We start from the raw sequence: 24,144 nt of genomic DNA, 5'->3' as shown, positions 1-24,144 counted from the left end.
CCGACATGCGTACGGTCAACGTGTGCCCGACGACTTCCGCCCCAGCCCCATCTTCGGATGGGGCTGCGGCTCGTTCCTGGCCTCGGTCGCACTCGGCGCCATCGCCTGGTACGTCGCCTACCGCCTGAACCCCTGCGACTGCGACGGCGACCCGGACGCCGAGTTCTACTGGCTGATGAACACCTTCCCCGCGGGTCTCATAACCTTTCTCATCATCCAAGTCGTCTTCGCGGTCGTCATCGTCCGCAACCACAAGAACAGGCGCTGACGTGGACATCGAAGAAGTGCTGACTGGGGGAAATGTCTCCGCATCTGTTGTTCGGGTGGGGGACACCGTGCGGAAGCCGGTTGGGCCTCAGACGAGCGGCCGGCCACCACGACGCCTGGGCCGCAGCTCTCCGTTGATCAGTTGCGCTTCAGGACGTTGAGTTGGCGGCCGCCGTGGACGAGGGGGGCGCCGTACTGGCCGACCAGGCTGTAGCCGTTCTTCTCGAAGGCGTCGATGATGTGCGCCGACGTGACCGGCTCCAGCGAGCCCCATTCGCCGGCCTTCGCCGCCCTGTCGGTCCCGAGTTTGGAGTTGAGTGAGACGGCGTACGTGACGCCCATGGCGCAGACCTTGTCGATGTAGTTGTCGACCACCTCGGGCTCCATCTCCTGGAACGAGAAGGAGTTGACGAACACATCGAACTCGGCCTCGACGTCCTCGAGCCGCCAGCTCGGGATCACCGCGGACTGCTTCAGCTCGATCGGCCCGGTCTCGGCGATCGAGTCGTCGTACACCTGGAACCGGTCCCGGCCGAACAGTTCGCTCAGGTAGTACGACGAGACTGTCACCAGCGGCGGGATGTCGACGTCGACGTACCTGGCCTCCGGGTCGCGGGCCAGCACGATCTCGCCGAGTACGCCGAAGCCACCGCCGATCTCCAGGAAACTCTTCGGCGGGGAGTCGACATGGTTCGACAGGGCGGCCATCACGATGAGGTAGTTGAGGTACGGCCGGCCGAACTTCACCCCTGGGGTCTGGCTCAGTCCGTACGCCTGGGGCGGAGTGCCGATCGAGCTCTCGCCGAAGTCGTCGATGCTCGTCGGCCAGCGGTCCCGGTTCCAGGCGAGGGCGGCGACGTCGAAGTCGCGGCGGGCCTCGAAGGCACCGTTCAGCGCGGAGACGAACCAGTTCTTCCGCGCCTTCGGGTTGGCCTGTACGGCGGCCTCCCAGGCCAGCCCGATCGACGCGTTGTGGAAGCCGTCGCCGTAGCGCGGATAGAACCACTCCATCGAGGTCGGCCACGACTTGAACCTGGCCAGGCCCAGCGTGTCCATGTCGCGCAGGATCTTGTCCAGACCGAAATCCCAGAAATTCGTCGGCCGGTAGATCGGTGCGCAGGTCTTGACCTCTGCAAGAGTCCGCTCGGTCAGCGCGGACCATTCCGTCGGCTGCACCGTGCTGCGTCCATCCGTCTCCGTCATGGTGTGACGCTATCCGATGCCGCCCAGCGGCTGGCAACGACGGATCTCAGAAAACAAACGAAAGTATGAGCTGTCAGCCCAGTCCCAGTACGTCCGTCATGACCTCGCAGAACAGGGCTAGATCGCTTTCCAGGTTGGGATGCGGTCCGCGGTCGACGAGGATCTCCCGGCTGAGCAACTCGTCACCGTCGAAGGTCTCGTGGAAGATGAGGTAGCCCGCGCCCAGCAGGACGGTGCCGTCGGGGGTCCGGAGCTTCCCGGACAGCCCGCTGACGACGCGCTCGACGGTGAACACACCCTCTGGGTCGCCCGAGATGAGCGTGTCGGAGAGCGGCCCGGCGAACTGCCGGCTGACGGTGACGTCGTTCTCAGGGTTCGTGTACACGATGGTGCCCTGGCTGATGTTGCGGTAGTCGACCGGCTGGTTGGGTGCGAAGAACTCCGTTCCCCGGACGGAGACCGAGACGTCCACCGGCTGACCGGTCCCACAGAAGTCGGGGTCGGTGAACGACTCCGAGAAGGCGAAGTGGCTGACGTCAGGTGACGCGGCGACCGCTGACGGTGCTCCGCCGAGCCCTAGTACCACGATGATTCCGACCAACAGCGCGAATCTACGCATTGGTCCCCTCGATTCTTGCTCCCGCCGGCTTGTGTCGTGCCCGGCGGTACGGGTAATCCTCCCGGGCTGAGCCCGTGGTGATTCCACCCCCAGTGGCATCTTCTGCCAACTCCTTGATCCAGCAAACGCCTGACTGTGCCGTCCTGTACATCCCTGGACGGCGTTCGGGGAGCCCCGGGGGCGTTCCCCGATGTGCCTGTCGCGCCGACCCGACAGGCTTGCGGTAACCGATTGCCAAGGAGGCAGGAATGAAGCGAGTGCTTCGGGGTCTGGTGGCTGCGACGACGGTGGCGGCGGTGGTCGCGACGCCGACCGTTGCCATGGCCGCGCCAGATCGCACCGCGCTGCAGACACAGCTGGACGACGTCGTAGCGGCCAGCGCAGTGGGCGCGCTCGCGGAGGTGCGCGACGAGCACCGCGTCTGGCGTGGCACCAGCGGCGTTGCCGAGCTGGGTACGACGCAACCGGTCGCAGCCCGCAGCCGGTTCCGGATTGGCAGCATCACCAAGACGTTCGTCGCCACCGTCGTACTGCAACTGGTTGCCGAGAAGCGGCTGCGGCTGGACGACACCGTCGAGAAGTGGCTGCCCGGAGTCGTGCCGAACGGCGACCACATCACCGTGCGTCAGTTGCTCAACCACACCAGTGGTTTGTACGACTTCAAGAACACCCTGACGGTCCCGCCGAACCCGGAGTTCCTCGACTACCGGTGGCGGACCTGGACCGCGGCTGAGCAGATTCAGCGCGCGGTCGCCAACCCGCCGACCTTCGAGCCGCCGGGTTCGGCGTACAAGTACTCGAACACCAACTACCTCGTGCTCGGCGAGATCATCCAGCAGGTGACCGGACGCCCGTACGGCGTGGAGGTCGAACGCCGGCTGATCAAACCGCTGCGGTTGCGCGAGACCGTCGTACCGGGGACATCGCCGTGGATTCGCGGGCCGCACCCGCACGGCTACGTGCCGATTGAGCAGAACGGCAAGGTCCAGCTGGTCGACTTCACCGAGATGAATCCGTCGCTGTTCGGGGCCGGAGGCGAAATGATCTCCACGGCTGCAGACCTCAGCCGCTTCTTCACTGCGCTGCTCGGTGGGCGACTGCTTCCGCCGTACCTTCTCGAGGAGATGAAGAAACCGGCCGTCGAGGGCCGGAACTACGGACTCGGCCTGGCGTGGATCGATACCTCCTGTGGCATCCGTGTGTATGGCAACGATGGTGATGCTCTCGCCTACCAGTCCTGGTCCTTCACGACTCCGAACGGCGACCACCAGGTGACCGTCGCCCTGACGCCCAACTTCCGGGCCGACCCCGACGACCTCGTCGACGCATTCCTGGACAAGGCCATCTGCAACGTCGGCTAGCGCACGGACGTCCCTCAGGTATGACTGACTTCGGCCGGCGACGCCGTACTGTGCGGGCCGTTGGCGCCTCGGTGCTGGCGGCTGCCGCAGTACTCGGTGTGGCCATCGCGACCTCTGCGGGCAAGCAGGCCGGCATCTCTCCCCAGGTCGCCGACCAGGCTCCGGAGGGCTGGCGATGGGAGTCGTATGGGAAGGCCGAGCTCCAGGTGCCCGACACCTGGCGGTACGGCAGCGATCCGTCGCAGTGGTGCGTGGGGTCGAGCGGAGGCAAGCAGGTGCCTCGGGTCTTCCGCCCAGGCGCGTCCACGTTGGTCGGCTGCCCGGAGCTGCCGCCTGTCGGCAGCCGCGCGCCGTACGTGTCCTTCCTCGGCGGCGAGGCCGGCGTTCGCAACCTCGATCACGGCTGGGTCCGGGAGTCTCGGAGCATCGGCGGCACGATGGTCACGATCTTCAGCGACGACGCCGCGCTGCGTGCCCGGATCTTCGGCTCGGCGCGTGAGATCACTACCGCGGACGTGAACGGCTGCGCCCCAAGCCATCCTGCCGCCACCAACCCGACGACCCGGCCGAGATCCGACGGCGGTCTTGGTTCGGTGGGCGACGTACGGTCGGTGTCGGTCTGCAGTTACCTGCTTGGGTCAGCCGGCACGCCACTTTTCACAGGCCGCACCTTCACCGGTACGGCGGCCAGCGGCCTGGTCGACGCGATCCGATCCGCACCGGCAGGCAGCGGCCCGAACGACTCGGCCTGCACAGCCGGCGATTTCGGTGAGCGCGTCTACGTCCTGGTCGTCCACGGCTCCAAGCACGACCAGGAGGTCATCGTGCGCTACGCAGGCTGCTGGCACAACGGCACCGACGACGGCCACACAGAACGCCAACTGACTGGCGACGTCCTCAACCGGATCTACACCGGTGCCGACCGAAGCGGCAGCTTGCACATGACCGTCGGGAAACTCCTGAGCTAGTCATCCGGCAGGCCCGACCCTGGGGCGAAGATGGCTCGCGGGCCTTCGCCATCGGCCCGCTGTTGCCAGTAGGCAAGAAGCGGGGTCCGGCGCATCCTGAGGGCATGACGGATCGTGACGAATTGCTGGTGCGCGGCACCCCGATCGCTCGAATCATCGGCCTGACCGGGGTGGTCGGCGCCGTGGTGCTCTTCGCGGCGTTGATCACCGGTTCGCCGGGTGAGCCACCGATCAACGCGACCGTTGCTCAGGCGGCCGAGTACGTCCGCGGCCTCGACGCGACCTGGGTGCGGCTGCTGGAGGTCGTAGCCGACATCGGGATGTTTGTTCTGCTCTGGTTCATGGTGGGCCTGGCTCTCCTCCTCCGCCGCGTCGACGGAGCTGTCCCGGTGCGATCGACCATGGCGCTGCTGTCCGCCGTACTGGCCGCCGCCTTCGTCATCCTCGACTCCAGCGAGGATGCAGCCACCCACCGAGCCGCCGACCTCGATCAAGCGCAGCTGGCTTACGCGTACGACGTCACGCACTTCGGACTCATCAATATCTTGCTGCCAATGGGCGGCTTCGCCTTCGCCTGCGGCTGGATCATCCTGACGTCCGGCACCATGCCCCGCTGGCTGGGCCGCTGGGGCATCATCAGCGGCATCGCCCTCGCCCTGGCCCAGTTCGTCTGGACGATAGAGGTGGCCTGGCTCCTCCCGTACATAGCCGTCTGGCTCTGGCTCATAACCACCGCCGTACTACTAATCCGCCGACCTGAGCTCGGCCTACCTGACACTGTCGGTGGTGGCGCCTAGCGTCCGTAGCCATGGTGGATGCTGTCCGACCTTGGCCTGGACGCCTTCGGCATCGACCTGTCACCCGGGATGCTGGCATTAGCGCGCCGGACCTACCCGGACTTGCGGTTCGAGGAGGGGACGATGCTGGCGTTGGATCTGCCGGACGCTTCACTCGGCGGATTGCTTGCCTATTACTCGATCATCCACATTCCGTGGGAGCAGCGACCGCAGGTCTTCGCCGAGTTTCACCGGGTGCTCGCGCCCGGCGGGCAGTTGATGCTGGTCTTCCAGATCGGCGACGGGCGGAGCCAGTACACGGAGCTGTTCGGCACGCCTGTGTCCCTCGATTGGTACCGGCAACACCGGACGAGGTCGCCGACCTGCTGCGCGAGGCAGGCTTCGAGCTGTCGATGACGGCAGTACGCGAGCGTGAGGGCGCGGAGAAACCACCCACGGCTACCTCCTGGCCCACAAGTCCCGGCCATGAACGCGTGACGGCAATGCCGGATCGCTGGAGGAACAGCGGAACGATCGGCGGTTCCCGGATTGAGAAACCGCAGGTGAGAGGCGCACTCGCTATGACGCCGGCGTGACAAAGACGACGACGGTCCCGAATCCGTGGAAGGTCCCCTCTGGCGAGGTCTCACTGAAGTCGAAGGTGCAGGTGACCAGGTCCCCGTGGACGTTGCCCTTGGACGTCACGAAGTGCTGGGTCTCTGTCGGCCCTCCGGGTGGGGTGAACGTGAAGGTCGCGTCCAGAGACTGCACGACATAGACCGCCGTACCTCCCACGAGATGGCCAGGCGTGAAGTCCCCATTCCCGTTGACTGCAACTTCGACCGTCTGTCCGTTGTCGCACGTCAGCGGAATGATGTCTCCCTTCGGGTCGGCTGCCGCATTGGTGGCGATGGCTGTCATCGCGACGATCGCGGTGCTGAGTACTGCGCAGAGACGCTTGAGCATGAGTTACCCCCTCCAGGCAGAAGCCGCTGGCGACTTCGGAGCCCCCTCCGACCAGACCGGCCTTCTACCGTCGTACGCCGGCGTCCCCGGAGTGTCAACGCCGCACACGACATCTCAGGTCGCAAGCAGGGCTCAGGCCACGGATTTCCGCCCGCTCGTCGCTGCGGGCTCAGCGTCTCGCGCTCGCGCGGCTGGCCCAACTGGGCCGCTTACGGGAACCGTTCCCCAGTGGGTCGCTCCGTCGGATCAGGTCGGTTGGCGTTGGCCGTTGCGTTCTGGTTGCGGTCGGCTACCAGTGTCATTTCGGGTGGCTCACGACCTTTTCGATGCCATTCACACCGGACGTCAGGCAGCCGCCAGGACAGTCCACACAGGGTCCTGCACCGTCCACAGTCGGTTCTCGGCGGATCATCGGCGCCCTTCCCAGAGTCTTGCCACCTTCTCGGTCTGGCTCTGCACATCGAGTGTGTCCACCTGGATGCGGTGATCGGCGTCCGGGGGATTCGTTGCGTCCGCCTCGTGGAGCATTCGGAATTCATGGTCGGTCAGCCAGACTTTCCTGGACGCAGCACGGCGTATCGCCTCCGGAAAATCGACCGTCATGTGCACAATCAGGCACCCGGGCAGCTCCCGTCTGTACATGTCACAGGTCTCTGGCGTGAGCACGTCAGCGACGACGACCTCGATGCCCATGGCCACGAAATTGCGAGCAAGGCTGCAGGCGTTTGTCACGCCGAGCCTTTGCTGTTCCCGGCCTTCCTCTCCCTCCCACGGTGCGGCAGCGCCAGCTACGACCAGTTGGCGCACATCATCCACATCGATAAAGGCACATCTCGGGCGCCCTTCCGCGAGAGCACGCGCCGTCACGCTCTTACCCACCGCGGGCCCACCCGTGAGCACCAACGGAAGAAGCGTCATAGCTCAGCCGACCCAGGTCACGTCGAAGATCCGGATCTGCTCGCGCTCACCGTCGACAGGGAAGGGCAGCAGCCCGAGGCCACAAAAGGCGCATTGCCGAAAGCTCGGCTCATCTCAGCCGATCGGACCAGCCCGATATCGCATGCTCGGCCGGCACGAACTCGTCAGCTCGATCCTCGCGGGTCGCTTCCAGTGCATCATCGAATCCCGGATCGGCGTACGCGACTGCCCGCAGGCGCCACAGGTGCAACACGTACCGCAGTTGCTGGAAGCGCCACACCTCGTGGGCAGCGTCGAGAGCGCCGTGGCACTCGCTGAGGAACTGCTCATGCCACTTCGCCGGCAAAAGACGGAGGATCTCGCCGGGGTCGTCCGCCGAGCTCTGCGCCGGCTGAGCAGTCATGGCACCAAATTACTCCGAGCAGACCCTCCGCGTATCAAACCTATCCACACCCCACTCAGCAGACCGGCGGTCCTGGCGAAGTGGTTAGCGATGACGCGTGATCGCAGTCACCTGGCGGATATAGCCCGCCCGGGAGTGGTCGGTCGCGCGGCAGCGCGAATGTCGTGAGCGACAGCTCACAAGGAAGCGTCGGGTGGGCGGGAGCGGGCGTAGCGGGCTCGACGAGGAGCGGAGCAACGAGGAGGGGCTGCGGAGCTCGCGGGGGAAAGAAAAATCCCTCCCCGTGCGCCGGAGAGGGTGGTGGTCAGGGGCGGTCTCGAACCGCCGACCTTCCGCTTTTCAGGCGGACGCTCTACCAGCTGAGCTACCTGACCGGTGGAGAAAATATGGCGGCGGGAAAATTTACCCGCCGCCTTCTCCTGGCGACCCAGACGGGACTCGAACCCGCGACCTCCGCCGTGACAGGGCGGCACGCTAACCAACTGCGCCACTGGGCCAGATCCTCGACGATGTTACACCATCTCCGAGCTGGTACTGCACCGGCCTTTCGACCGTATCCCCAACGGGATTCGAACCCGCGTTACCGCCTTGAAAGGGCAGCGTCCTAGGCCACTAGACGATGGGGACTCGGACCCGCGGGAGCCGAAGCTCCAGGGACAGCCGTAAGCATAGAGGAGACTTGCCCAGCAACCAAAACGAGATACCGGGGGCCCGTCTGCCTACGCTGGCGGGGTGATCGAGATGAGCCGGGCGGACTTCGAAGTGCTGGTGTCGGAGGCGCTCGACGAGGTGCCCATGGAGCTGGCCGCGCTGATCGACAACGTGGCGATCTTCGTCGAGGACGAGCCGCCGGGCAGCGATCCGGGGTTGCTCGGGATCTACGAGGGCATCCCGCTGACCGAGCGGGGGCACTACTACGGCGGCGTACTGCCGGACCGGATCACGATCTACCGCAACCCGACGCTGGCGATCTGCGACACCGTCGACGACGTCATCGACGAGGTGAACATCACGGTGGTGCACGAGATCGCCCACCACTTCGGCATCGACGACGCCCGCCTGCACGAACTCGGCTACGGCTGACCGTTGCCACTTGCTGCAACTCGGCCGTAAGAATGCGACGCGGATCACGCGATTGAGGTAACCTCACCCGGCCGGAGTCGGGGACCGGCCTCTTCGTCATCACCTATCGAGTGAGGCCTTGCCGTGAGCGACCCGACCTCCCAGCCGCCTGCCTGGAACCCCGACAACGAGCGGACACTCCCGTACGGCGTCCCGCCCGGCCAGTCGCAGCAAGGTCCGTACAACCAGCCGCAGCAAGGTCCGTACAACCACCCGCAGCAGGGCCCGTACACCGGCCTACCCCAGCCGCCGTACGTCGACCAGCGGCAACACCTGGGGCACCACCAGCCACCACCCAGAAGCAAGACGCCCTGGATCCTGGCAGCCGCCATCGCAGTCGTGGTCGCGCTCATCGGCGGCGTAGCCGTGGTCCTCCTCACCCGCCCGGGCTCAAGCACCACCACGGAACCCATCGCCACCTACAGCGACGGCGTCTCCACCCCCAGCCCCTCAGACCCGCCGACATCCTCCAGTCCGACGCCGACGCCAACCCCCAAGCCCACCCCGACGCCAACGGAGCGAACCAGGACGCTCAAGGACATCGACGAGGGCATAAAGGTGTACGACGACGTGTACATCAAACCGGCGACGGGCTGGCGCAAGAACCGCGCGTCGCAGTACTCGGTCACGCTCGGTTCCCGGAGCCGCGCTGGTGCCGTCATGGTCGTGGTCAATCCCGTCGGCTATCCGGCGCGCGTCGCGGTTGGGTCCGTCGCGCAGGCGTTGATCACCGCCGATCACCTCAAGGGCGTCCGAAAGTCAGCCGTCAAGACTCTCAGCCCGGCGAATTCGAACATCGGCAGCCAGGCCCAGTTGTCCTATTCGGGCCGATACACCGCGAGCAACGGCGGGGTCTTCACGCTGGTCGCCAAATGCACGACGATGACCGGCGTCGAGTCGATCCACAACGCCACTGTCACGGTGTGCGTCGCGGCCTGCAAGGACGCTCAGGCAGTGGTCTTCCGCGACGGCGCCCGCATGCTGGCATCCGTCGCCAGGTCGATCTAGGAGCGCTTGAAGAGGAGCTTCCAGGGCATCAGTGCGGACTCGAGCTGGACTCGCAGGCTCATCTTCGAGGCGCCGGCGGTGCGCTCCTCGAACCGGATGGGGACCTCGGCGATGTGCAGTCCGCGCCGGACCGTGCGGTAGTTCATCTCGACCTGGAACGAGTACCCGTTGCTCTGGATCGAGCCCACGTCGATCCAGCGCAGCGTGTCGGCCTTCCACGCCTTGAAGCCGGCGGTCGCGTCCTTCACTCCCAGGCGGAGGATCGCGTTCACGTAGAAGTTCGCCCAGGCCGACAGCAGCCGCCGGTGCCAGCCCCACTCCGCCGCGGCCGAGCCGCCCTCGACGTACCGCGAGCCGATCACCACTCCGGCGTCGGTCGTCCGCAGCTTCTCGACCATGATCGGGATCACCGAGGCCGGGTGGGACAGGTCGGCGTCCATCTGGATCACGATGTCGGCGCCCTCGTCCAGCGCCCGGCTGATGCCGGCGATGTACGCGCGGCCGAGGCCGTTCTTCTCGGTCCGGTGCAGTACGCCGACCTGTTCCGGCGACGCCTTCGCCAGTTCGTCGGCCACATCGCCGGTACCGTCGGGGGAGTTGTCGTCGACCACCAGCATCTGCAGGCCGGTCAGCTGCAGGTCGGACAGCAGCCCGGCGAGTACGGGCAGGTTCTCGCGCTCGTTGTAGGTCGGCACGACGACGACGATCTTCGCTAGCTCACCCATGACATTCCTTCTTCGGGGACCACCGGACGCTATCGCATACCCGGGCTAGGACGACCTGGCTGGGTGTGGATATCGGTACGACGAACCTGACCGTACGCCGAGTTCCGGACGGTGCGATCACGTACGCCGGTGAGCACGCCAGCCGCAGGTCATGACGTCCGGCGAGGCGGCGAAGCCGTTGCGGATAAGGCGGATCGAGGGTTGCTGTAGGCAACGAAGTGTGGGTCAGGGGAGTTCGCGGCGGGCCTCTTCGACGTCTGCGTAGATGCGGAACTGGCCGCCCAGGCCGGTGACCGAGAGTGGGCGGTCCACTGGCCGGCCGACGCCGACCAGGGCCAGGGTGATGTTGTGCTGGCCCGCGAGGTTGCGGGCTTCGACCAGGTTGCCCAGCCCGGCGGAACTGCAGAACGTGACGGCGGAGACGTCGATCAGCACCAGCCGGGCCGGTGGGGCGACCGCGGCCCGGATCGACTCGGCGGCGAAGTCGGTGGTCGCGATATCGATCTCGCCGGACAGCCGGACCAGCAGGACGCCAGGCTCCAGCTCTTCGGTTACCGCGTCGAATGTGGTTCTGATCATCTCGCCGTCCCGCGGATCAGGGTGACTCGTCACGCTGGTCTCTCCCCCGGGCGGCACCCCGAACACCGGCCGGTCCTGGCGTGGCGGCACTGCCCTGCGTCTCACCGTATGCCCCAACGCGCGCGCGTCACAACGGGTCTGTCCCGGATGACCTCGGAGCGTGACCTAAGCACGGATGTAAGCGCTACCACGGCCCGAGCCTCACCTCCGGAAGGCCGGTTGGGTCTGGACGTTGAGCTCGGAGAGTACGACGCGAGCCGCGGGATCTGTCCGGGGATCGGTGATCTTGAAGGTGTCGAAGGCGGTGACCGCCTCGGTGCCGTAGATGGTTCCGTTGTAGTAGTACACGGACCAGTAGCCGCCGAACGACGCCGGTACGCGCGGCGGCCGATCGAAGTACCCGATCTCATGAGGCCGCGCCGAGTCGGTGAAGTCCCAGACCGAGAAGCCGCCCTGGTACCACGCCTGCACCATGATGTCGCGGCCGCGGACCGGGATCAGCGAGCCGTTGTGCGACACACAGTTCTCCTGGGCGGCCTGGTGCCGCGGGATCTTGTAGTAGCTACGGAACTTCAGCTTCCGGTTCGTGATGTCGAAGACCGCCGTCGCCCCCTTCGAGGGCCCGACCTCAGCATTGCACTCGGCCCCGCCGCCACCGCCGAGCTCGTCCATGAAGACGACCTTCGACCCGTCGCCGTTGAACGTCGCGCCGTGCCAGAAGGAGAAGTTCGCCGCGTCCTGCACCTGGTCGATCACCCGCGGCGCGGCCGGCCGCGAGATGTCCAGCAGTACGCCGTCGCCCATGCAGGCCGCGGCCGCGATCTTCCGCGCCGGGAACGCGGTGATGCCGTGGCAACCGCTCGTCTCGTAACCGGTCTCGCTGCCGGGGAACCCGCCGTCCGGGAACAGCACCGGCGACGCCACCACCGCGGCCTTGGCCAGCTCGCGCAGTGGCACCTTCACGATGTCGATCCGGTCGTTCGGCGGCTGGCAGTCCGGGTACTCGGCGTTCGGGAAGTACGACGAGTTGTAGATGAAGACCGAGCGATGAGCCGGGTCCGGGATCAGCGTGTGCGTGTGCGACCCACACTTGGTCTCGACGGCGGCGACGTACCGGGGATTGGCCGGGTCGCGGACGTCGAAGATCTTGATGCCCTCCCACGACTCCTTGATCTTCGGCGACTGCGGGATGCTCTGGCACGAGCTGTCGCTGCGGGACTGGTCGGTGCTGAGGAACAGCAGGCCGTCGTAGATGCTGATGTCGTTCTGGCTGCCCGGGCAGGAGACCTGGCTGATCAGCTGCGGGTTCGCCGGGTCGCCGATGTCGTAGATCGCGAAGCCGGCGTAGTTACCGACGTACGCGCGTTTGCCGGCGAACGCGATGTCGGTGTTCACACCGCCGGTCAGCGGCCCGGTCATCGGCACGCTGGCCAGATGCGTGATGTTGTCGCTCTTGGTCGCGCCGGTGTCAGGCGGCGCAGCAGCGGCCTGGCTTCCCAGTCCGGTCAGAGCAAGTGCGGCTAGCAGGACGAGCGTGCGGGGGCGGCGCATGCTGGAGCCCTTTCGTCGGCTGTGTCAGCCAAGCGTATGCGTGATAGACACGTTATGGAAGCGATCTGACACAAGGAGTGAGGCCGTGGGGGTCCGTCGATCATGCGCTGCCGCGGTGCTGGCCGTCGTACTGGCTGGGTGTAGCACGCCGACAGCAACAGTGCAGGTGCCGGTGATCGTTCCCGGCACGCCAGGTGGCCCGAACCAGACCGTCTCGGCCGTACCGACCCAGGAAGCCGAGGTGGACCAGGACGACGTCACGTTCCTGGCCGACATGATGGTCCACCACACCCAGGCGATCCAGCTGACCGGCTACGCCACGACCTCGGCCACGAATCAGCGGGTGAAGGCGCTCGCGGACCGGATCAGGGCCGGCCAGCAGCCTGAGATCGACGCGATGCGGCAACTACTCGTCGCCCGCGGCCAGACGCCGCCGAACCTCGAGCACGTGCAGCACCTGGACCACAGCGGCATGCCCGGGATGGCGACGCCCGCCGAGTTGGCCAAGTTGGAGCAGGCGCGCGGCAAGGCCTTCGACCGGCTCTTCCTCACGCTGATGATCAAGCACCATCAGGGCGCGGTGACGATGACCGGCACGGTGATAGACAAGGGGACAGACGCGCAGATCGGCGAGGTGGCCCAGGAGGTCGGGGTCACCCAGACCAAAGAGATCGCGACGATGCGGCAACTGCTGAAGGAGCTGTGATGGGGGTACTCGACGGCAACGCGGCGCAGGCGGTGGTCAAGCCGATCGCGGACGTCACCGAGGACGACTACGACCAGCTTTTCGCGACGAACCTCAAGGGCCCGTTCTTCGCCATCCAGCAAGCCGGCCGGGTGCTGCCCGACGGCGGCCGGATCATCGCGATCTCCACCCTCAACACCGCCGTACCCGGCCCGGGCATCTCGCTCTACGCGGCGAGCAAGGCGGCGCTGGAGCAGTCCGTGAAGGTCGCGGCCCGCGAGTACGGCGCGCGCCGGATCACCGTCAACGCGGTGTCGCCGGGAGCGACCGACACCGACATGTTCCACAACTCGAACCCGCCGGAGGCGAAGAACGCGCTGGTCGGCATCACAGCCCTCGGCCGGATGGGGGAGCCGGCCGAGGTCGCCGATGTCGTCGGCTTCCTGGCTGGCCCCGACAGCCGCTGGCTCACCGGGCAGAACCTCCTCGCCACCGGAGGGCTGCTGATCTGAGCACCGCCGAGCTCCTGGCCTCCATCGACGCCGCCGCGGATCCAGCGGTGGCGGAGATTCTCGCGGGCTACTTCAAGCTCGGGCCTGGCGGCTACGGGCACGGCGACCAGATGATCGGCGTCAAGCTGTCGACGATCCGCGGGCTGATCAAGCCGTTCCAGCGCGCTGATCTGCCTTTAACCGAGCTCGAAGAGGCGTTGCACAGCCCGATCCACGAGCATCGGCTGGCGGTTCTCTGCCTGCTCGCCGACCGCGCCGCCCGCAGTCTCAAGCCGCGTACGGCGAACCCGGACGAGGTCACCGCGATCTACCAGCTGTACTTGCGGAGTACGGCGTACATCAACAACTGGGACCTGGTCGACTGCAGCGCCTCTGAGGTCGTCGGTGGGTATCTGCTCGACAAGCCGCGAGACGACCTCTACACGCTGATCCGGTCGGCATCGCTGTGGGAGCGACGGATCGCGCTCGTCGCGACGCACCTGTTCATCCGGGCGGGCGAGTCCGCTGACACGTACGCGCTGTCGGCACTGGTGCTCGACGATCGGGAGGACCTGATCCACAAGGCGTCCGGGTGGATGCTGCGTGAGGCGGGGAAGCGGGTCTCCGAGACAGAGCTGCTGGCGTTCCTGGACAAGCATGCGGCGGTGATGCCGCGGACCATGCTGCGCTACGCGATCGAGCACTTCGCGCCGGAGGTTCGTAAGCACTACCTGGCTTTTCGGCGCTGATCGAAAGAACCAGTGGGTGTCGGCGTACTACCTGTACCGCTGGGGCAACGACGAGGCCAAGGACAACAGCGGCGCCGTCATCCCCAACTGCTGATTTGTCGACTTGTCACCGGCTGCGTGGCTCGGCGTACGGCGGGGACTCGAGCGCGCAGTGCCGGTGGTGATGGACGAGGACCTTCGGCGCGACCGGGCGGTCGCCCAAGGTGAGCCAGGCCAGCGCCGCGCCGGCGAACGCGAGGACGGCGGAGATCCACATCGCGCGGCCGAAACCGTTGCTGAAGGCAACCGGATCGCGGTACGCGTCACCGGTGATCCCGGCCGCGATCGGGATCGCCGCGACCGCCATCAGCTGCGCCGACCGCGCGATCGCGTTGTTCACACCGGAGGCGATGCCGGCGTGGTGATCCTCGACCGATGAGAGGACGGTCGCGGTCAGCGGAGCGACCGTTGCGACCAGGCCGAGCCCGAGTACGACGACCGATGGCAGGACCGCGGTCAGGTAGCTCGCGCCCGGCTCGATCATCAGCATCAACAGGAAGCCCGCCCCCATCAGCAGCGGCCCGACCGTCATCGGGATCCGGGGGCCGATCTTGTCCGCCAGTTCGCCGGCGTACCCGGAGAGGCCGAGCATCAGGATCGTCATCGGCAACAGGGCGGCTCCGGCCCACAGGGCGTCGTACTTCAGTGCCGTTTGGAGGTAGACGACGAGGAGGAAGGTCGCAGTGCCGAGCGCGCCGTACACGACGACGGTGACCAGGTTCGCGCCGGTGAAGCGGACGTTGGCGAAGATGCCGGGCGGCAGCATCGGGTGCGAGCTGCGGCGCTCGACCGCGACGAAGACGGCGAGCGCGACGACCCCGATCGCCAGGCTGACCAGGACGAGCGCGTCGCCGAAACCGCGGTCACCCGCACTGATCAGGCCATAGGTGAGTCCGGCCAAGCCGACGGTCGCGAGTACGGCGCCTTGCAGGTCGAGCTTGCCCGTCGCGGTCTCGTCGCGGGTCTCGGGGACGTGCCGCAGGGTGACCAGAACGGTGACCAGAGCGATCGGGAGGTTGATCAGGAAGATCAGCCGCCAGGACCCGCTGTCCACCAGCCCGCCGCCGACGAACGGGCCGATCGCCGCGGCGACCGAGGTCAGCCCCGACCACGCCCCGACCGCCTTGCCACGATCGGAATGATCGAACGTCGTCTGCAGGATCGCCAGGCTGCCCGGGGTGAGCAGAGCGCCACCGATGCCCTGCAGGACCCGGCCCGCGATCATGATCTCGAGGTTCGGCGCAGCGGCGCAGATCGCCGACGCGACCGCGAACCAGATCACCCCGGCGACGAACATCCGCCGCCGGCCGAGCCGGTCGCCGAGCGAACCGCTGAGCAGGATCAAGGCTGCGAGCGGCAACATGTAGCCGTTGACGATCCACTGCAGACCAGCGACATCAGCGTCGAGTTCTTCGCCCATCGCCGGCAGAGCGACGTTGACCACCGTGCCGTCGAGGAACGCCATCCCCGACCCGAGTGCCGTCGCCGCGAGCACCCACCTGGCCCTGCTGGTCCCGAACGTGATCCGATCCTCGGCCATGCTGCTCACCCTAGTGCCTCGTCGAGGGGCGTTCGGCACCTTTAGCGGCGCCCCAGACGCCCGCTGGCGGCGTTGTCGTCGTCGCGCAATGCTCCGCATTGCACTCCTCCTCCGCCTTGCCAGCGAACGACTGGACCACCGCTAAAGGCACCAACGCCCCTCGACGAGGCACAGAGGTTGATCGATCACCTACGGCAGATCCAATTGGACTACGACGAGTGCCTTGTCGGCCGGGATGCCTTGCAGGACGCCCAGGACGGGCGGATCGCCGACGGCGCACCGGGTCTCGGTCAGCAACGGGCAGACGGCGTTGAGCAAGCCGCCAGTGACGGTGAGGTTCGTCGGGAGCATGCCGTCGGTGATCGCGGTGAGTGGCCTGAGCGCCGAAACCGCCCGCCGCGGCTTGGCCGCCGTACGCCGTAGTGTCGAACCCACGAGGCGATAGGTCAGCCGGAGCTTGGTCGCCGCTTGGGTCAGTGGCAGGTCCTGTGGTGCGTCGACCACGGACTGGGCCAGCGGCACGGACTGTCCGTCGGCAAGGATCTGCAGCTCGGTCGCCATGGGCTTTGTTGGGGTCATCATGCCGGGCAGGTGCTCGCCGGAGGTGGGCAGCTGGAGCTGGATGATATCCGTGGCCTTGGGCAACATCACGTCCTCGGTCACGTCGAAGGACCCATCACGGCGCGGCACGACGTTCATCTTGATGCCCGGCTTCGTCTCGCCAGGCCCCGGAGAGGTCTCCGATGGCTCCGGGATGGACTCCGCAGGCGTCGGGGCGCTGCCCGTCGTCGGTGCGGCACTTTTGGTGACGCTCGGCACGCTCCCAAGGCCCGGGCTGGGCGCGACCGGACCGGCGATACCCCCCGAACAAGCCGCGGTCGCGCTGAGCCCCAGAGCCAGCGCGACCGCCATGAGCACCCGCACCCCCGATGTCGCCGCCCGTTGACACCAGAGGTCCTCCACCCCCGATGGGCTGCTCGGGAGGAACTCCTGGCCCGCCGCGGGTGCTCGGTCTGGGGGCTCGTTTTCAGACACGTTTCGTCGCCCCCCAAGGTGAGCCGGCCGCTTCCTCTGGCGGCCGGATCGGACTCCGCATAGGATACGCCCGAAATAGTGGGGTGCGGCAATTCTTGCCGTATTTTTCCAGGGGACTTCGAGGGGGTCTGAAATGCGGAAACGGAGCGTGTCCGAATACTTTCGGTTAGTATTTTCGAGAATTACCGGTCTGGTAATTCAAAGAGTGATTCGGCTGGTGCTGGTGGTGACCGTCGCGGCCGTTCCGGCGGCGCTCGCGCTGCCGGCTGACGCGGCTGCGGGCGGAAACGTCTACATCGTCCAGGGCTTGCCCGGGCGCAGCCTCGACATCAGCATCGACGGGAAAACGGTCATCACCGGAGTGCAGGCCGCGAAGGTGGTCGGCCCGTTCGGAGTCGCCGCGGGCAAGCGCACGATCACTGCGCGCCAAGGCGGGACAGTGGTGATCCAGCGGCAGGTGACGGTCGGATCCGGCGCCAGCGTCGACGCCGTCATCCATCTGCCGGTGTCGCCCGCGGGTGCGCCGGTGCTGACCACCTACGCCAACAAACTGAACGCAATCCCGAAGGACAAGGCGGCGCTGCGGGTCGCGCACGACGCGGCCGTCGGGCCCGCCGACATCCTGGTCAACGGCAAGGTGGGATTTGCCAATGTGGCGAACGGTGAATCACTCGACGTAGTCGTCCCGGCCGCTACCTACAAGGTCGCGATCGTGCCGGCCGGCGCGAGTTCACCTGTTGTTCTCGGGCCGTTGGATTTGCCGGCCAAGGCGGGATATCTGACCCGGGTGTTCGCGATCGGCGTACCGAGTCAGAAAACGATGACGGTGGCACTCGGGACGATCAAGGTTCCGGCCACCGGATCCGACAAGCCGGGGGTCGTGAACACCGGAACCGGAGGGCAGGCGGCAGAGCTGAACCAGGCGCACAACTCTGCCTCCGACACCTCCGGCCTGTGGGTGGTCGTGGTGCTGGCGGGCCTGCTGGGTGTTGTGGCGACGGTCCGAAAGGTGGTCCGCCGCTGAGGAAGCTCCTGCTCGGACTGGTGCTGTGCTGTGCATGTCTGGAGGGGTGCGCGGCGCAGGTGGACAGTGACGTGCCCAGGGCCGTGCCGAGCGCTGGGACGGACGGCGGGACGCCGTCGTCCGTCCCGGTCCGTGGTGCTCCTCCCGGCTTCGAACCGGCGATCGTCCCGACCGTCACGCCCACTCCTGAATCGGCCGGTACGGCGTCCGTGCCGCCTGCCCAGATCGGTACGCCGGCACCCACCCAACGGATCCGGTTCGTGCCGACCCAAGTGGTGCTGCCAGGTGGCGCCAAGGCGCCGGTGCTGCCCGCTACGACCGTCGACGGCCAGCTGCAAGTGCCTGAAGGGACTCGGCGGGTGGGCTGGTGGGATGGTGGCGCGGAGGCCGGCGACCCTTACGGCTCGGTGGTCCTGGCTGGTCATGTCGACACCAAGGCCGAGGGCATCGCCTACTTCGCTCGTCTGCTCCGCATCACGCCGGGCGAGGTCGTCGTACTCCGTGGATCCGGCCACACCGCGACGTACCGGGTGACGTCGATCGTCTCCGTGCCGAAGGATGCGTTGGCGACGCGCAGCGGTGCGTTCGATCAAACCACTGACCACCGCCTTGTGCTCATCACCTGTACGGGCGCGTACGACGCGTCGAAAGGCGGTTACGAGGAAAACCTGGTCGTCACCGCCGCTGCCATCGGCCTCGCCAAGTAGCGCTGGCACTAGGCTCTCGCTACATGGCGAGGTATTTCGATGTGCATCCGGAGAATCCGCAGCGGCGGGCGGTGGGGCAGGTGGTGGAGCTGGTGCGGGAAGGTGGGTTGATCGCGTACCCGACGGACTCCTGCTTCGCGCTCGGGTGCCAGCTGGGGAACCGGGACGGGATCGAGCGGATCCGCGCCATCCGGAAGCTGGACGACAAGCACCACTTCACCCTCGTCTGCCAGGACTTCGCGCAGCTGGGGCAGTTCGTGCACATCAGCAACGCGGTATTCCGGTCGATCAAGGCGGCGACGCCGGGGAGCTACACGTTCATCCTGCCGGCCACCAAAGAGGTGCCGCGGCGGTTGCTGCACCCGAAGAAGAAGACGGTCGGCGTGCGGATCCCGGACCACGTCGTCGCGCAGGCGCTGGTCGAGGAACTCGGCGAGCCGCTGGTCTCGAGCACCTTGCTGATGCCGGACGAGGAAGAGCCGATGACCCAGGGCTGGGAGATCAAGGAACTTCTCGACCACCAGGTGGACGCGGTCGTCGACGGCGACTGCGGCACCGAGCCCACCACAGTCATCGACTTCTCCGACGACGTCCCCGAAGTCGTCCGCGTCGGCGCCGGCGACCCCAAGCCCTTCCAATAGGTGTAAAACCTATGAGGTGACTTTGGAGCTGAGCCCGGATGAGTTGCTGACCACGACGCGGAGTGTGCGGAAGCGGTTGGATCTGGAGAGGCCGGTGCCGCTGGAGCTGGTCCGGGAATGTATCGAGATCGCGCTGCAGGGGCCGTCGGGGAGCAATCGGCAGACGTGGCATTGGGTGGTGGTGACCGATGCCGAGAAGCGGGCCGCGGTCGGGGAGTACTACCGTCGGGCCGTCGAGAAGTATCTGCGGGGAGCCGGGGCTGCAGGCAAGTTGTTCGCCGATGATCCCGTCCGCGGGCCGGTGCAGCGCAGGATCGGGTCGAGCGTCGCCTACCTCGGTGAGCGCATGGGCCAGGTGCCGGTGCTGGTGATTCCTTGTCTCGAGGCGAAGTCGCTACCGGCGGGCAACCAGGCCGGCCTGTGGGGATCGATCCTCCCGTCGGCGTGGAGCTACATGCTCGCGGCGCGCGCACGCGGACTCGGTACTGCGTGGACGACGCTGCACCTCAACTACGAGAACGAGGTCGCCGAGCTGCTCGGGTTGCCGGAGGAGGTCCGGCAGTCGGTGCTGATCCCCACGGCGTACTCGATCGGGACCGACTTCAAGCCGGCCCCACGTCAGCCGCTGGACGAGGTCCTTCACGTCGACGCCTGGTAAACGTTGCCCCGCGCAACCACTCGCAGGCGGGTCAGACCGACGCGGCCATTTCCTCGATGGTCAGACCGCTCAGCACCGATCGCGGCTCGGAGACGGTCAGGTCAAGGTCCGGAGCGGCCTCGGCGTCGCGGACCTTCACCATCAGCCAGTCCTCGCCGGTCTTGCTGAAGGCCCACGCGCCGTTGAGTTTGATGCCGTGCAGGCGGAACTTGATGTGGCCGTTCTCGATCGCCTCCGCTGCCGGGATCGGCTTGTGTTGCTTGTCCCGGGTGAGGTTGGTGAAGACGCCGGCGTCCCAGACGATCACCGCGCCGCTGCCGTACTGGCTGTCCGGATGCACGCCTTCGAAGCCGGCGTACTCCAGCTCATGATCCGTGGTGAACACGGCAAGCCGCTTCACGGTCGGATCCAGCGACGGCCCGCGGGGGACGGCCCACGATTTCAGTACGCCGTCCACCTCGAGCCGTACGTCGTAGTGCAGCCGCCTCGCATCGTGCAGCTGCACCACGAAAATGGGTGACGTCAAGCCGCCGCTGCCGACGGTGGCTCGATCCGGTCACGGAGCCGGTCGAGGATGCCACGGAGCAACCGGGAGACCTGCATCTGGCTCACTCCGATCTCGGCGCCGATATCCGCCTGGGTGTGTCCTTCGACGAACCGTAGTTCCAGGATCCTACGCTCGCGCGGAGCCAGATCGCTCAGGACCGGTTCGAGGATGGCGACGGCTTCGGTGCGTTCGAACGATGAGTCTTCTTCGTCGGCGATCGTGTCGGCCAGGTTGGCCGTCGACTCGCCGCCGTCGACCGGACGGTCAAGCGACAGCACTGTGAAGCAACCGTCGGCTGCGATCGCGGCCTCGACATCGTTGACCTCGGCCCCTATTTCGTCGGCGAGCTCCTGCAGGGTGGGATCGCGGTGCAGATCCTGGATCAGCCGGGGACGCGCCGCGGCGATGGATCCCTGCAACTCCTGCAGGCGGCGCGGAATCCGGACCGTCCACGAGCAGTCGCGGAAGTACCGCTTCACCTCGCCTCTGATCGTCGGGACGGCGTACGCGAGGAAGGGTGTGTCGGTGCTCGGGTCGTAACTGCGGGCCGCTTTGACCAGGCCGAGATAGGCGACCTGGTCCAAGTCGTCGGGCTCGACCCCACGGCCGCGGAACCGGCTGGCGATGCTGTGGGCGATGCTGAGGTTGAGTTCGATCGCCTGATCCAGGAGGGACTGGCGAAGATCTTCGTCGGATGTGGCGGCCCGTTGGCTCAGAAGGGATCGGGTCGTGCTGTCTCTGCGCTGCTTGGGTTCGTTGCTGCGCCCGTCGACGGTACTGCTGGCAAGTACGGTGACCATTTTGGCTGACCTCGCGACATTGAGTCACGGCGCGGCACGTAGCTGGACCGCGGTCAGAGCTTCTGGCTGGTTCCTACCCCAGGATCCACCGCGTTATGCATCCGGTCTGGGCTGAAAGCATTCATCCGCCCGGATTTCTCCACGGTGGTTGACGATTCGACCATCGTGGATTCAACCGGTACGACGTGTACACGCAGTGCGGTCGGGCACCGGAGGGCTGACAGTGATCGGGAAGGAGGGAGACCGATGACACAGCAGCAAGGCAAGGACTTCACGGGCGCCGACCCGGACGAGCCGCTGGTGGAAGATCTGCTCGACGAAACCCGCCGGCCGGAGGACCACGACCTACGCGAGGAAGACAAGCCAAAGGCATCGCGCGAGCAGCCTGATCCGCCCGCGACCAAAGCGGTTCCGGAGCCGCCTGATTGATCGCGCGCCCACCTCGCCGCTAGCTTTCGGGTTATGGACTGGAAGCTGGAGCTGGTGTCGGTACCGGTAACGGACGTGGATCGGGCGAAAGCCTTCTACACCGAGAAGATCGGGTTCAATCCCGATCACGATCATCAGGTCACCGACGAACTGAGATTTGTTCAGCTGACGCCGCCCGGCTCGGCCTGTTCGATCGCCATCGGGTCCGGCCTGCCGCAAGGTGAGCCGGGCTCGGTGCGCGGGCTGCAGATCGTCGTCGCCGATGTCGCCGCGGCCCGTTCCGAGTTGGTCGAGCGCGGTGTCGAGGTGTCGGAACTCCAGGAGTTCCCGTGGGGGACTTTCGCCTTCTTCGACGACCCCGACGGGAACTCCTGGGCTCTACAGCAACTGCCTGCCTGGCGTTAGCTGTCCCAGCGGGGTAGCTGGTCGTCCGGGTTCTCTTCGTCCGGGCGGTCCGGGTTCGACGCCGGCTGGGACAGCGGTGAGTCGTCGTCGGGGCGTGTGCTCACGTCCGGGTCCTCGTCCAGGCCGGGGTCGACCAGATCGGGCATCTCCGGATCCGGGTTCTCGGGGTTCCGGGAGTCGCCGGGGCCCATCGGGATGGGTGGGATCGGGTTGGTGCTCATGACTCCACCTCCTAGGTGTAGCTATCCGGTACCCAGGCCGGATGCGCGACACCCTGACGGTTCAGCATTCACGTAACCCAGTTGCCCGTCGGACGCCGTACTCCGGTGCTTTTCGGTCAATCCGAATTACCGCTAACGCTCTGTCATGTGGCGGTTGTAGGGTGGGCTCCTGGTTGTTGGCCAGCCCCCCGACGTTGGCCGCATTTCCCTGCGAGGGCAAATGATGACCGATCTTCAGCACCACCGAGCAGTACGACGCCATCCCACCGCATCCGCCCCTGTCCAGAAGTCAGGTGCCATGTCAGTAGCCACCTCTCCAATCCGGCCCGTAGCCGTCCAGGTCCGCATCGGCGGCCGCTGGATCGCGGGTCAGGAGCTGGGCCGCCGGACCGGCGCGGCGGGTGCTGACGAGGTGCTCGTCAGCCACCACGGCCACCTGGTCTGGGTCGACGAGCAGTCCGTCCGCAGCTCGTAGACCACGCTGCGGCCGGTCAGCCGCTTTCGTCGGAGAATCGGAAAGCCCTTACCCACAAGGGCCAATCACTCAAAAGCACAGTTAGCAAAGAGCTTTCGCAACCAGGTTGCCGATCTCGACCGCCGAGTCGGATTGCGCCGGGTCGAAGAGGATCCTGGTGAGCGCGAACGAGACGCCGGCCCGGGAGTCGGCCCAGCCGACGCTGCCACCCATGCCCGGCATCCCGAACGTCGTCGGGCTCTCCTCCGCGGTCGATCCGAGCCGTCCGACCGGGTAGCCCATCGCCCAGGTCGCCTGATTGCCCAGGAGTTCGTCCTGCATGGTCAGCACCGGCCCGGTGACCTCCGCGACCCGCTCCGGCCGGATCAACCGGATCCCCTCCACTTCACCGATCAAAGCGGCGTACACCTTGGCGACGCCGCGGGCGGTGAGAATGCCGGCGGACGGCCGCTCGGCGCCGAGCATCTCGGGGTGGTTGTTGAAGTGCGCTGCCCGGGGTAGCACCTCGGGCGGGACGACCTTGCCGAACAGGCCGGACAGCATCGCGTACGCGTCTTCGACCCCGTCCGCCTCGACCAGCGTGGCGACTCGGGACTGCTGCTCCGGCGGTACGGCGATGTACACCTCGTCGGCGATCCCGAGCGGCTCGACGATCTCCCGCAGTACGTCGGAAATCCGGCGGCCGGTGGTACGACGGATGATCTCGCCGACCAGGAAGCCGAACGTCTCGGCGTGGTACGTCATCTTGGTGCCCGGCTCCCACCACGGCTCGGCCGAGGCCAGGTACGACGTGATCTTCGTCCAGTCACTCAGGTCGTCGACAGTGGTGTCGGGCGCGAGGGCGGGCAGGCCGATCGAGTGGGTCAGGACGTGCCGCAGTGTCGCCTTGTCCTTGCCATGCGCGGCGAACTCGGGCCAGACGTCCGCGACCGGGGCGTCGTACTCGAGGATGCCGCGGTCGACCAGGACGTTGGCGACCGTCGCGGTGACGGCCTTGCCGGTCGAGGCTGCATAGAACAGCGTGTCCGAAGTGACTGGGCCGGCCACGGCGTCGACGACGAGCTCACCGTCCTTGTAGACGGCGACTTGCAGGCCGAGCTCAGTCTCGACCAGCTCGTCGAGCCGCTGCTGGACCTGGTCCTGGAGGTTCGTCACGGTTCTCATCCTGTCTCTGAGGTTGATCCCCACACCGTCAGGTCGGAGCGGAACCGCGCGTCTTGACATGAGATCGG

The 24,144-nt window shown here is 66.7% G+C and carries 31 protein-coding genes and 3 tRNA genes; 17 read left to right on the top strand and 17 right to left on the bottom strand.

What is annotated here, in order from left to right; all coding sequences use genetic code 11:
* Positions 1 to 22 precede the first annotated feature (22 nt).
* Positions 23 to 268, top strand: coding sequence for a hypothetical protein (locus tag EV646_RS15660; protein ID WP_132149084.1), 246 nt, complete (start codon positions 23 to 25; stop codon positions 266 to 268).
* Positions 269 to 405: 137 nt separating this feature from the next.
* On the opposite strand, the gene EV646_RS15650 is transcribed toward EV646_RS15660, so the two are convergent.
* Positions 406 to 1,470: a putative sugar O-methyltransferase gene (locus EV646_RS15650; RefSeq protein ID WP_132149082.1), complete on the bottom strand. Its 1,065-nt coding sequence runs from the start codon at positions 1,468 to 1,470 to the stop codon at positions 406 to 408.
* A gap of 73 nt (positions 1,471 to 1,543) precedes the next feature.
* Entirely contained in the window at positions 1,544 to 2,089 is a 546-nt protein-coding gene (locus EV646_RS15645; RefSeq protein ID WP_132149080.1) for a hypothetical protein, read from the bottom strand.
* A gap of 248 nt (positions 2,090 to 2,337) precedes the next feature.
* On the opposite strand from EV646_RS15645, the gene EV646_RS15640 reads away from it, so the two are divergent.
* From EV646_RS15640 to EV646_RS15625, 4 genes are all read left to right on the top strand, one after another.
* The gene (locus EV646_RS15640) at positions 2,338 to 3,450 is read left to right on the top strand and encodes a serine hydrolase domain-containing protein (RefSeq protein WP_132149079.1); all 1,113 of its coding nucleotides are present in this window, start codon (positions 2,338 to 2,340) and stop codon (positions 3,448 to 3,450) included.
* A gap of 20 nt (positions 3,451 to 3,470) precedes the next feature.
* On the top strand, positions 3,471 to 4,418 hold the full coding sequence (locus EV646_RS15635) for a hypothetical protein (protein ID WP_132149077.1): 948 nt from the start codon (positions 3,471 to 3,473) through the stop codon (positions 4,416 to 4,418).
* A 104-nt stretch (positions 4,419 to 4,522) separates the two neighbouring features.
* Entirely contained in the window at positions 4,523 to 5,215 is a 693-nt protein-coding gene (locus tag EV646_RS15630) for a DUF4386 family protein (RefSeq protein WP_132149075.1), read from the top strand.
* 18 nt (positions 5,216 to 5,233) lie between these two features.
* Positions 5,234 to 5,611, top strand: a complete 378-nt coding sequence (locus EV646_RS15625; protein ID WP_241995992.1) for a class I SAM-dependent methyltransferase — start codon at positions 5,234 to 5,236, stop codon at positions 5,609 to 5,611.
* 162 nt (positions 5,612 to 5,773) lie between these two features.
* On the opposite strand, the gene EV646_RS15620 is transcribed toward EV646_RS15625, so the two are convergent.
* The 6 genes from EV646_RS15620 to EV646_RS15595 all read right to left on the bottom strand — a co-directional run bounded on the left by EV646_RS15620 (position 5,774) and on the right by EV646_RS15595 (position 8,108).
* Positions 5,774 to 6,160, bottom strand: coding sequence for a hypothetical protein (locus EV646_RS15620; protein WP_132149073.1), 387 nt, complete (start codon positions 6,158 to 6,160; stop codon positions 5,774 to 5,776).
* A 408-nt stretch (positions 6,161 to 6,568) separates the two neighbouring features.
* Positions 6,569 to 7,039 carry a nucleoside/nucleotide kinase family protein gene (locus EV646_RS15615; RefSeq protein ID WP_132149072.1) on the bottom strand — a complete coding sequence of 157 codons (471 nt, stop codon included), beginning with the start codon at positions 7,037 to 7,039 and terminating at the stop codon, positions 6,569 to 6,571.
* A gap of 148 nt (positions 7,040 to 7,187) precedes the next feature.
* Complete coding sequence (locus EV646_RS15610; protein WP_132149070.1) at positions 7,188 to 7,481, bottom strand: DUF6247 family protein; 294 nt, start codon at positions 7,479 to 7,481, stop codon at positions 7,188 to 7,190.
* Positions 7,482 to 7,779: 298 nt separating this feature from the next.
* A tRNA-Phe gene (locus EV646_RS15605) sits at positions 7,780 to 7,855 on the bottom strand.
* A 46-nt stretch (positions 7,856 to 7,901) separates the two neighbouring features.
* Positions 7,902 to 7,978: transfer RNA gene (locus EV646_RS15600), tRNA-Asp, on the bottom strand.
* 57 nt (positions 7,979 to 8,035) lie between these two features.
* Positions 8,036 to 8,108, bottom strand: a tRNA-Glu gene (locus EV646_RS15595).
* A gap of 105 nt (positions 8,109 to 8,213) precedes the next feature.
* Here EV646_RS15595 and EV646_RS15590 point away from each other — a divergent pair.
* Entirely contained in the window at positions 8,214 to 8,564 is a 351-nt protein-coding gene (locus tag EV646_RS15590) for a metallopeptidase family protein (RefSeq protein WP_132149068.1), read from the top strand.
* A gap of 123 nt (positions 8,565 to 8,687) precedes the next feature.
* The gene (locus EV646_RS15585) at positions 8,688 to 9,611 is read left to right on the top strand and encodes a hypothetical protein (RefSeq protein WP_132149066.1); all 924 of its coding nucleotides are present in this window, start codon (positions 8,688 to 8,690) and stop codon (positions 9,609 to 9,611) included.
* On the opposite strand, the gene EV646_RS15580 is transcribed toward EV646_RS15585, so the two are convergent.
* The 3 genes from EV646_RS15580 to EV646_RS15570 form a co-directional block, all read right to left on the bottom strand.
* The gene (locus tag EV646_RS15580; protein ID WP_199236995.1) at positions 9,608 to 10,336 is read right to left on the bottom strand and encodes a polyprenol monophosphomannose synthase; all 729 of its coding nucleotides are present in this window, start codon (positions 10,334 to 10,336) and stop codon (positions 9,608 to 9,610) included. The genes EV646_RS15585 and EV646_RS15580 overlap by 4 nt on opposite strands.
* Positions 10,337 to 10,561: 225 nt before the next feature.
* Positions 10,562 to 10,915 carry an STAS domain-containing protein gene (locus EV646_RS15575; RefSeq protein ID WP_241995991.1) on the bottom strand — a complete coding sequence of 118 codons (354 nt, stop codon included), beginning with the start codon at positions 10,913 to 10,915 and terminating at the stop codon, positions 10,562 to 10,564.
* A gap of 201 nt (positions 10,916 to 11,116) precedes the next feature.
* Positions 11,117 to 12,466: an LVIVD repeat-containing protein gene (locus EV646_RS15570; RefSeq protein WP_132149063.1), complete on the bottom strand. Its 1,350-nt coding sequence runs from the start codon at positions 12,464 to 12,466 to the stop codon at positions 11,117 to 11,119.
* Positions 12,467 to 12,551: 85 nt separating this feature from the next.
* Here EV646_RS15570 and EV646_RS15565 point away from each other — a divergent pair, with 85 nt between their 5' ends.
* The 3 genes from EV646_RS15565 to EV646_RS15555 are packed head-to-tail and all read left to right on the top strand — an operon-like array spanning position 12,552 to position 14,391.
* Positions 12,552 to 13,172 (top strand): DUF305 domain-containing protein, encoded by a 621-nt coding sequence (locus EV646_RS15565; RefSeq protein ID WP_158290967.1) that lies wholly within the window; start codon positions 12,552 to 12,554, stop codon positions 13,170 to 13,172.
* The gene (locus EV646_RS15560) at positions 13,172 to 13,663 is read left to right on the top strand and encodes an SDR family oxidoreductase (protein WP_132149059.1); all 492 of its coding nucleotides are present in this window, start codon (positions 13,172 to 13,174) and stop codon (positions 13,661 to 13,663) included. Before EV646_RS15565 ends, EV646_RS15560 begins: the two co-directional genes overlap by 1 nt.
* Positions 13,615 to 14,391, top strand: a complete 777-nt coding sequence (locus EV646_RS15555) for a DNA alkylation repair protein (protein WP_338419264.1) — start codon at positions 13,615 to 13,617, stop codon at positions 14,389 to 14,391. The genes EV646_RS15560 and EV646_RS15555 overlap by 49 nt, the downstream gene beginning before the upstream one ends.
* 106 nt (positions 14,392 to 14,497) lie before the next feature.
* On the opposite strand, the gene EV646_RS15545 is transcribed toward EV646_RS15555, so the two are convergent.
* Together EV646_RS15545 and EV646_RS15540 are read right to left on the bottom strand one after the other, a co-directional pair.
* Positions 14,498 to 15,970 (bottom strand): MFS transporter, encoded by a 1,473-nt coding sequence (locus EV646_RS15545; RefSeq protein ID WP_132149055.1) that lies wholly within the window; start codon positions 15,968 to 15,970, stop codon positions 14,498 to 14,500.
* Positions 15,971 to 16,159: 189 nt separating this feature from the next.
* Positions 16,160 to 16,882, bottom strand: a complete 723-nt coding sequence (locus tag EV646_RS15540) for a hypothetical protein (RefSeq protein WP_158290966.1) — start codon at positions 16,880 to 16,882, stop codon at positions 16,160 to 16,162.
* Between the two features lie 271 nt (positions 16,883 to 17,153).
* Here EV646_RS15540 and EV646_RS15530 point away from each other — a divergent pair, with 271 nt between their 5' ends.
* The 4 genes from EV646_RS15530 to EV646_RS15515 are packed head-to-tail and all read left to right on the top strand — an operon-like array spanning position 17,154 to position 20,035.
* The gene (locus EV646_RS15530) at positions 17,154 to 18,029 is read left to right on the top strand and encodes a DUF4397 domain-containing protein (protein WP_241995989.1); all 876 of its coding nucleotides are present in this window, start codon (positions 17,154 to 17,156) and stop codon (positions 18,027 to 18,029) included.
* A gap of 59 nt (positions 18,030 to 18,088) precedes the next feature.
* The gene (locus EV646_RS15525) at positions 18,089 to 18,736 is read left to right on the top strand and encodes a class F sortase (RefSeq protein WP_241995988.1); all 648 of its coding nucleotides are present in this window, start codon (positions 18,089 to 18,091) and stop codon (positions 18,734 to 18,736) included.
* Between the two features lie 23 nt (positions 18,737 to 18,759).
* Positions 18,760 to 19,377 carry an L-threonylcarbamoyladenylate synthase gene (locus EV646_RS15520; protein WP_132149049.1) on the top strand — a complete coding sequence of 206 codons (618 nt, stop codon included), beginning with the start codon at positions 18,760 to 18,762 and terminating at the stop codon, positions 19,375 to 19,377.
* A 16-nt stretch (positions 19,378 to 19,393) separates the two neighbouring features.
* The gene (locus tag EV646_RS15515) at positions 19,394 to 20,035 is read left to right on the top strand and encodes a nitroreductase family protein (protein WP_199236994.1); all 642 of its coding nucleotides are present in this window, start codon (positions 19,394 to 19,396) and stop codon (positions 20,033 to 20,035) included.
* Between the two features lie 31 nt (positions 20,036 to 20,066).
* On the opposite strand, the gene EV646_RS15510 is transcribed toward EV646_RS15515, so the two are convergent.
* Positions 20,067 to 20,561: a DNA polymerase ligase N-terminal domain-containing protein gene (locus EV646_RS15510; protein WP_132149047.1), complete on the bottom strand. Its 495-nt coding sequence runs from the start codon at positions 20,559 to 20,561 to the stop codon at positions 20,067 to 20,069.
* Entirely contained in the window at positions 20,558 to 21,382 is an 825-nt protein-coding gene (locus EV646_RS15505; protein ID WP_132149045.1) for a SigB/SigF/SigG family RNA polymerase sigma factor, read from the bottom strand. Before EV646_RS15505 ends, EV646_RS15510 begins: the two co-directional genes overlap by 4 nt.
* A 246-nt stretch (positions 21,383 to 21,628) precedes the next feature.
* Between EV646_RS15505 and EV646_RS15500 the strand changes: the two genes are divergently transcribed.
* Together EV646_RS15500 and EV646_RS15495 are read left to right on the top strand one after the other, a co-directional pair.
* Entirely contained in the window at positions 21,629 to 21,811 is a 183-nt protein-coding gene (locus tag EV646_RS15500; RefSeq protein ID WP_132149043.1) for a hypothetical protein, read from the top strand.
* 33 nt (positions 21,812 to 21,844) lie between these two features.
* Positions 21,845 to 22,216 carry a VOC family protein gene (locus EV646_RS15495; RefSeq protein WP_132149041.1) on the top strand — a complete coding sequence of 124 codons (372 nt, stop codon included), beginning with the start codon at positions 21,845 to 21,847 and terminating at the stop codon, positions 22,214 to 22,216.
* Here EV646_RS15495 and EV646_RS15490 read toward each other — a convergent pair.
* On the bottom strand, positions 22,213 to 22,437 hold the full coding sequence (locus EV646_RS15490) for a hypothetical protein (RefSeq protein WP_132149039.1): 225 nt from the start codon (positions 22,435 to 22,437) through the stop codon (positions 22,213 to 22,215). The genes EV646_RS15495 and EV646_RS15490 overlap by 4 nt on opposite strands.
* 298 nt (positions 22,438 to 22,735) lie before the next feature.
* Between EV646_RS15490 and EV646_RS15485 the strand changes: the two genes are divergently transcribed.
* Positions 22,736 to 22,912 (top strand): hypothetical protein, encoded by a 177-nt coding sequence (locus EV646_RS15485; protein WP_241995987.1) that lies wholly within the window; start codon positions 22,736 to 22,738, stop codon positions 22,910 to 22,912.
* A gap of 81 nt (positions 22,913 to 22,993) precedes the next feature.
* On the opposite strand, the gene EV646_RS15480 is transcribed toward EV646_RS15485, so the two are convergent.
* A complete protein-coding gene (locus EV646_RS15480) occupies positions 22,994 to 24,067 on the bottom strand; it encodes a serine hydrolase domain-containing protein (protein WP_158290965.1) in 1,074 nt (357 codons plus the stop codon).
* Between the last annotated feature and the right edge of the window lie 77 nt (positions 24,068 to 24,144).

Source organism: Kribbella antiqua (assembly GCF_004345665.1).
Classification (GTDB): Bacteria; Actinomycetota; Actinomycetes; order Propionibacteriales; family Kribbellaceae; genus Kribbella; species Kribbella antiqua.
This window is presented reverse-complemented; position numbering and strand designations above follow the sequence as displayed.

Coding starts and splice junctions, on each gene's coding strand:
- EV646_RS15650 (WP_132149082.1), bottom strand. CDS start 1,470: ATGACGGAGACGGATGGACGCAGCACGGTGCAGCCGACGGAATGGTCC.
- EV646_RS15645 (WP_132149080.1), bottom strand. CDS start 2,089: ATGCGTAGATTCGCGCTGTTGGTCGGAATCATCGTGGTACTAGGGCTC.
- EV646_RS15640 (WP_132149079.1), top strand. CDS start 2,338: ATGAAGCGAGTGCTTCGGGGTCTGGTGGCTGCGACGACGGTGGCGGCG.
- EV646_RS15635 (WP_132149077.1), top strand. CDS start 3,471: ATGACTGACTTCGGCCGGCGACGCCGTACTGTGCGGGCCGTTGGCGCC.
- EV646_RS15630 (WP_132149075.1), top strand. CDS start 4,523: ATGACGGATCGTGACGAATTGCTGGTGCGCGGCACCCCGATCGCTCGA.
- EV646_RS15625 (WP_241995992.1), top strand. CDS start 5,234: ATGCTGTCCGACCTTGGCCTGGACGCCTTCGGCATCGACCTGTCACCC.
- EV646_RS15620 (WP_132149073.1), bottom strand. CDS start 6,160: ATGCTCAAGCGTCTCTGCGCAGTACTCAGCACCGCGATCGTCGCGATG.
- EV646_RS15610 (WP_132149070.1), bottom strand. CDS start 7,481: ATGACTGCTCAGCCGGCGCAGAGCTCGGCGGACGACCCCGGCGAGATC.
- EV646_RS15580 (WP_199236995.1), bottom strand. CDS start 10,336: ATGGGTGAGCTAGCGAAGATCGTCGTCGTCGTGCCGACCTACAACGAG.
- EV646_RS15575 (WP_241995991.1), bottom strand. CDS start 10,915: ATGATCAGAACCACATTCGACGCGGTAACCGAAGAGCTGGAGCCTGGC.
- EV646_RS15570 (WP_132149063.1), bottom strand. CDS start 12,466: ATGCGCCGCCCCCGCACGCTCGTCCTGCTAGCCGCACTTGCTCTGACC.
- EV646_RS15560 (WP_132149059.1), top strand. CDS start 13,172: ATGGGGGTACTCGACGGCAACGCGGCGCAGGCGGTGGTCAAGCCGATC.
- EV646_RS15545 (WP_132149055.1), bottom strand. CDS start 15,970: ATGGCCGAGGATCGGATCACGTTCGGGACCAGCAGGGCCAGGTGGGTG.
- EV646_RS15540 (WP_158290966.1), bottom strand. CDS start 16,882: ATGGCGGTCGCGCTGGCTCTGGGGCTCAGCGCGACCGCGGCTTGTTCG.
- EV646_RS15520 (WP_132149049.1), top strand. CDS start 18,760: ATGGCGAGGTATTTCGATGTGCATCCGGAGAATCCGCAGCGGCGGGCG.
- EV646_RS15505 (WP_132149045.1), bottom strand. CDS start 21,382: ATGGTCACCGTACTTGCCAGCAGTACCGTCGACGGGCGCAGCAACGAA.
- EV646_RS15500 (WP_132149043.1), top strand. CDS start 21,629: ATGACACAGCAGCAAGGCAAGGACTTCACGGGCGCCGACCCGGACGAG.
- EV646_RS15495 (WP_132149041.1), top strand. CDS start 21,845: ATGGACTGGAAGCTGGAGCTGGTGTCGGTACCGGTAACGGACGTGGAT.
- EV646_RS15490 (WP_132149039.1), bottom strand. CDS start 22,437: ATGAGCACCAACCCGATCCCACCCATCCCGATGGGCCCCGGCGACTCC.
- EV646_RS15485 (WP_241995987.1), top strand. CDS start 22,736: ATGTCAGTAGCCACCTCTCCAATCCGGCCCGTAGCCGTCCAGGTCCGC.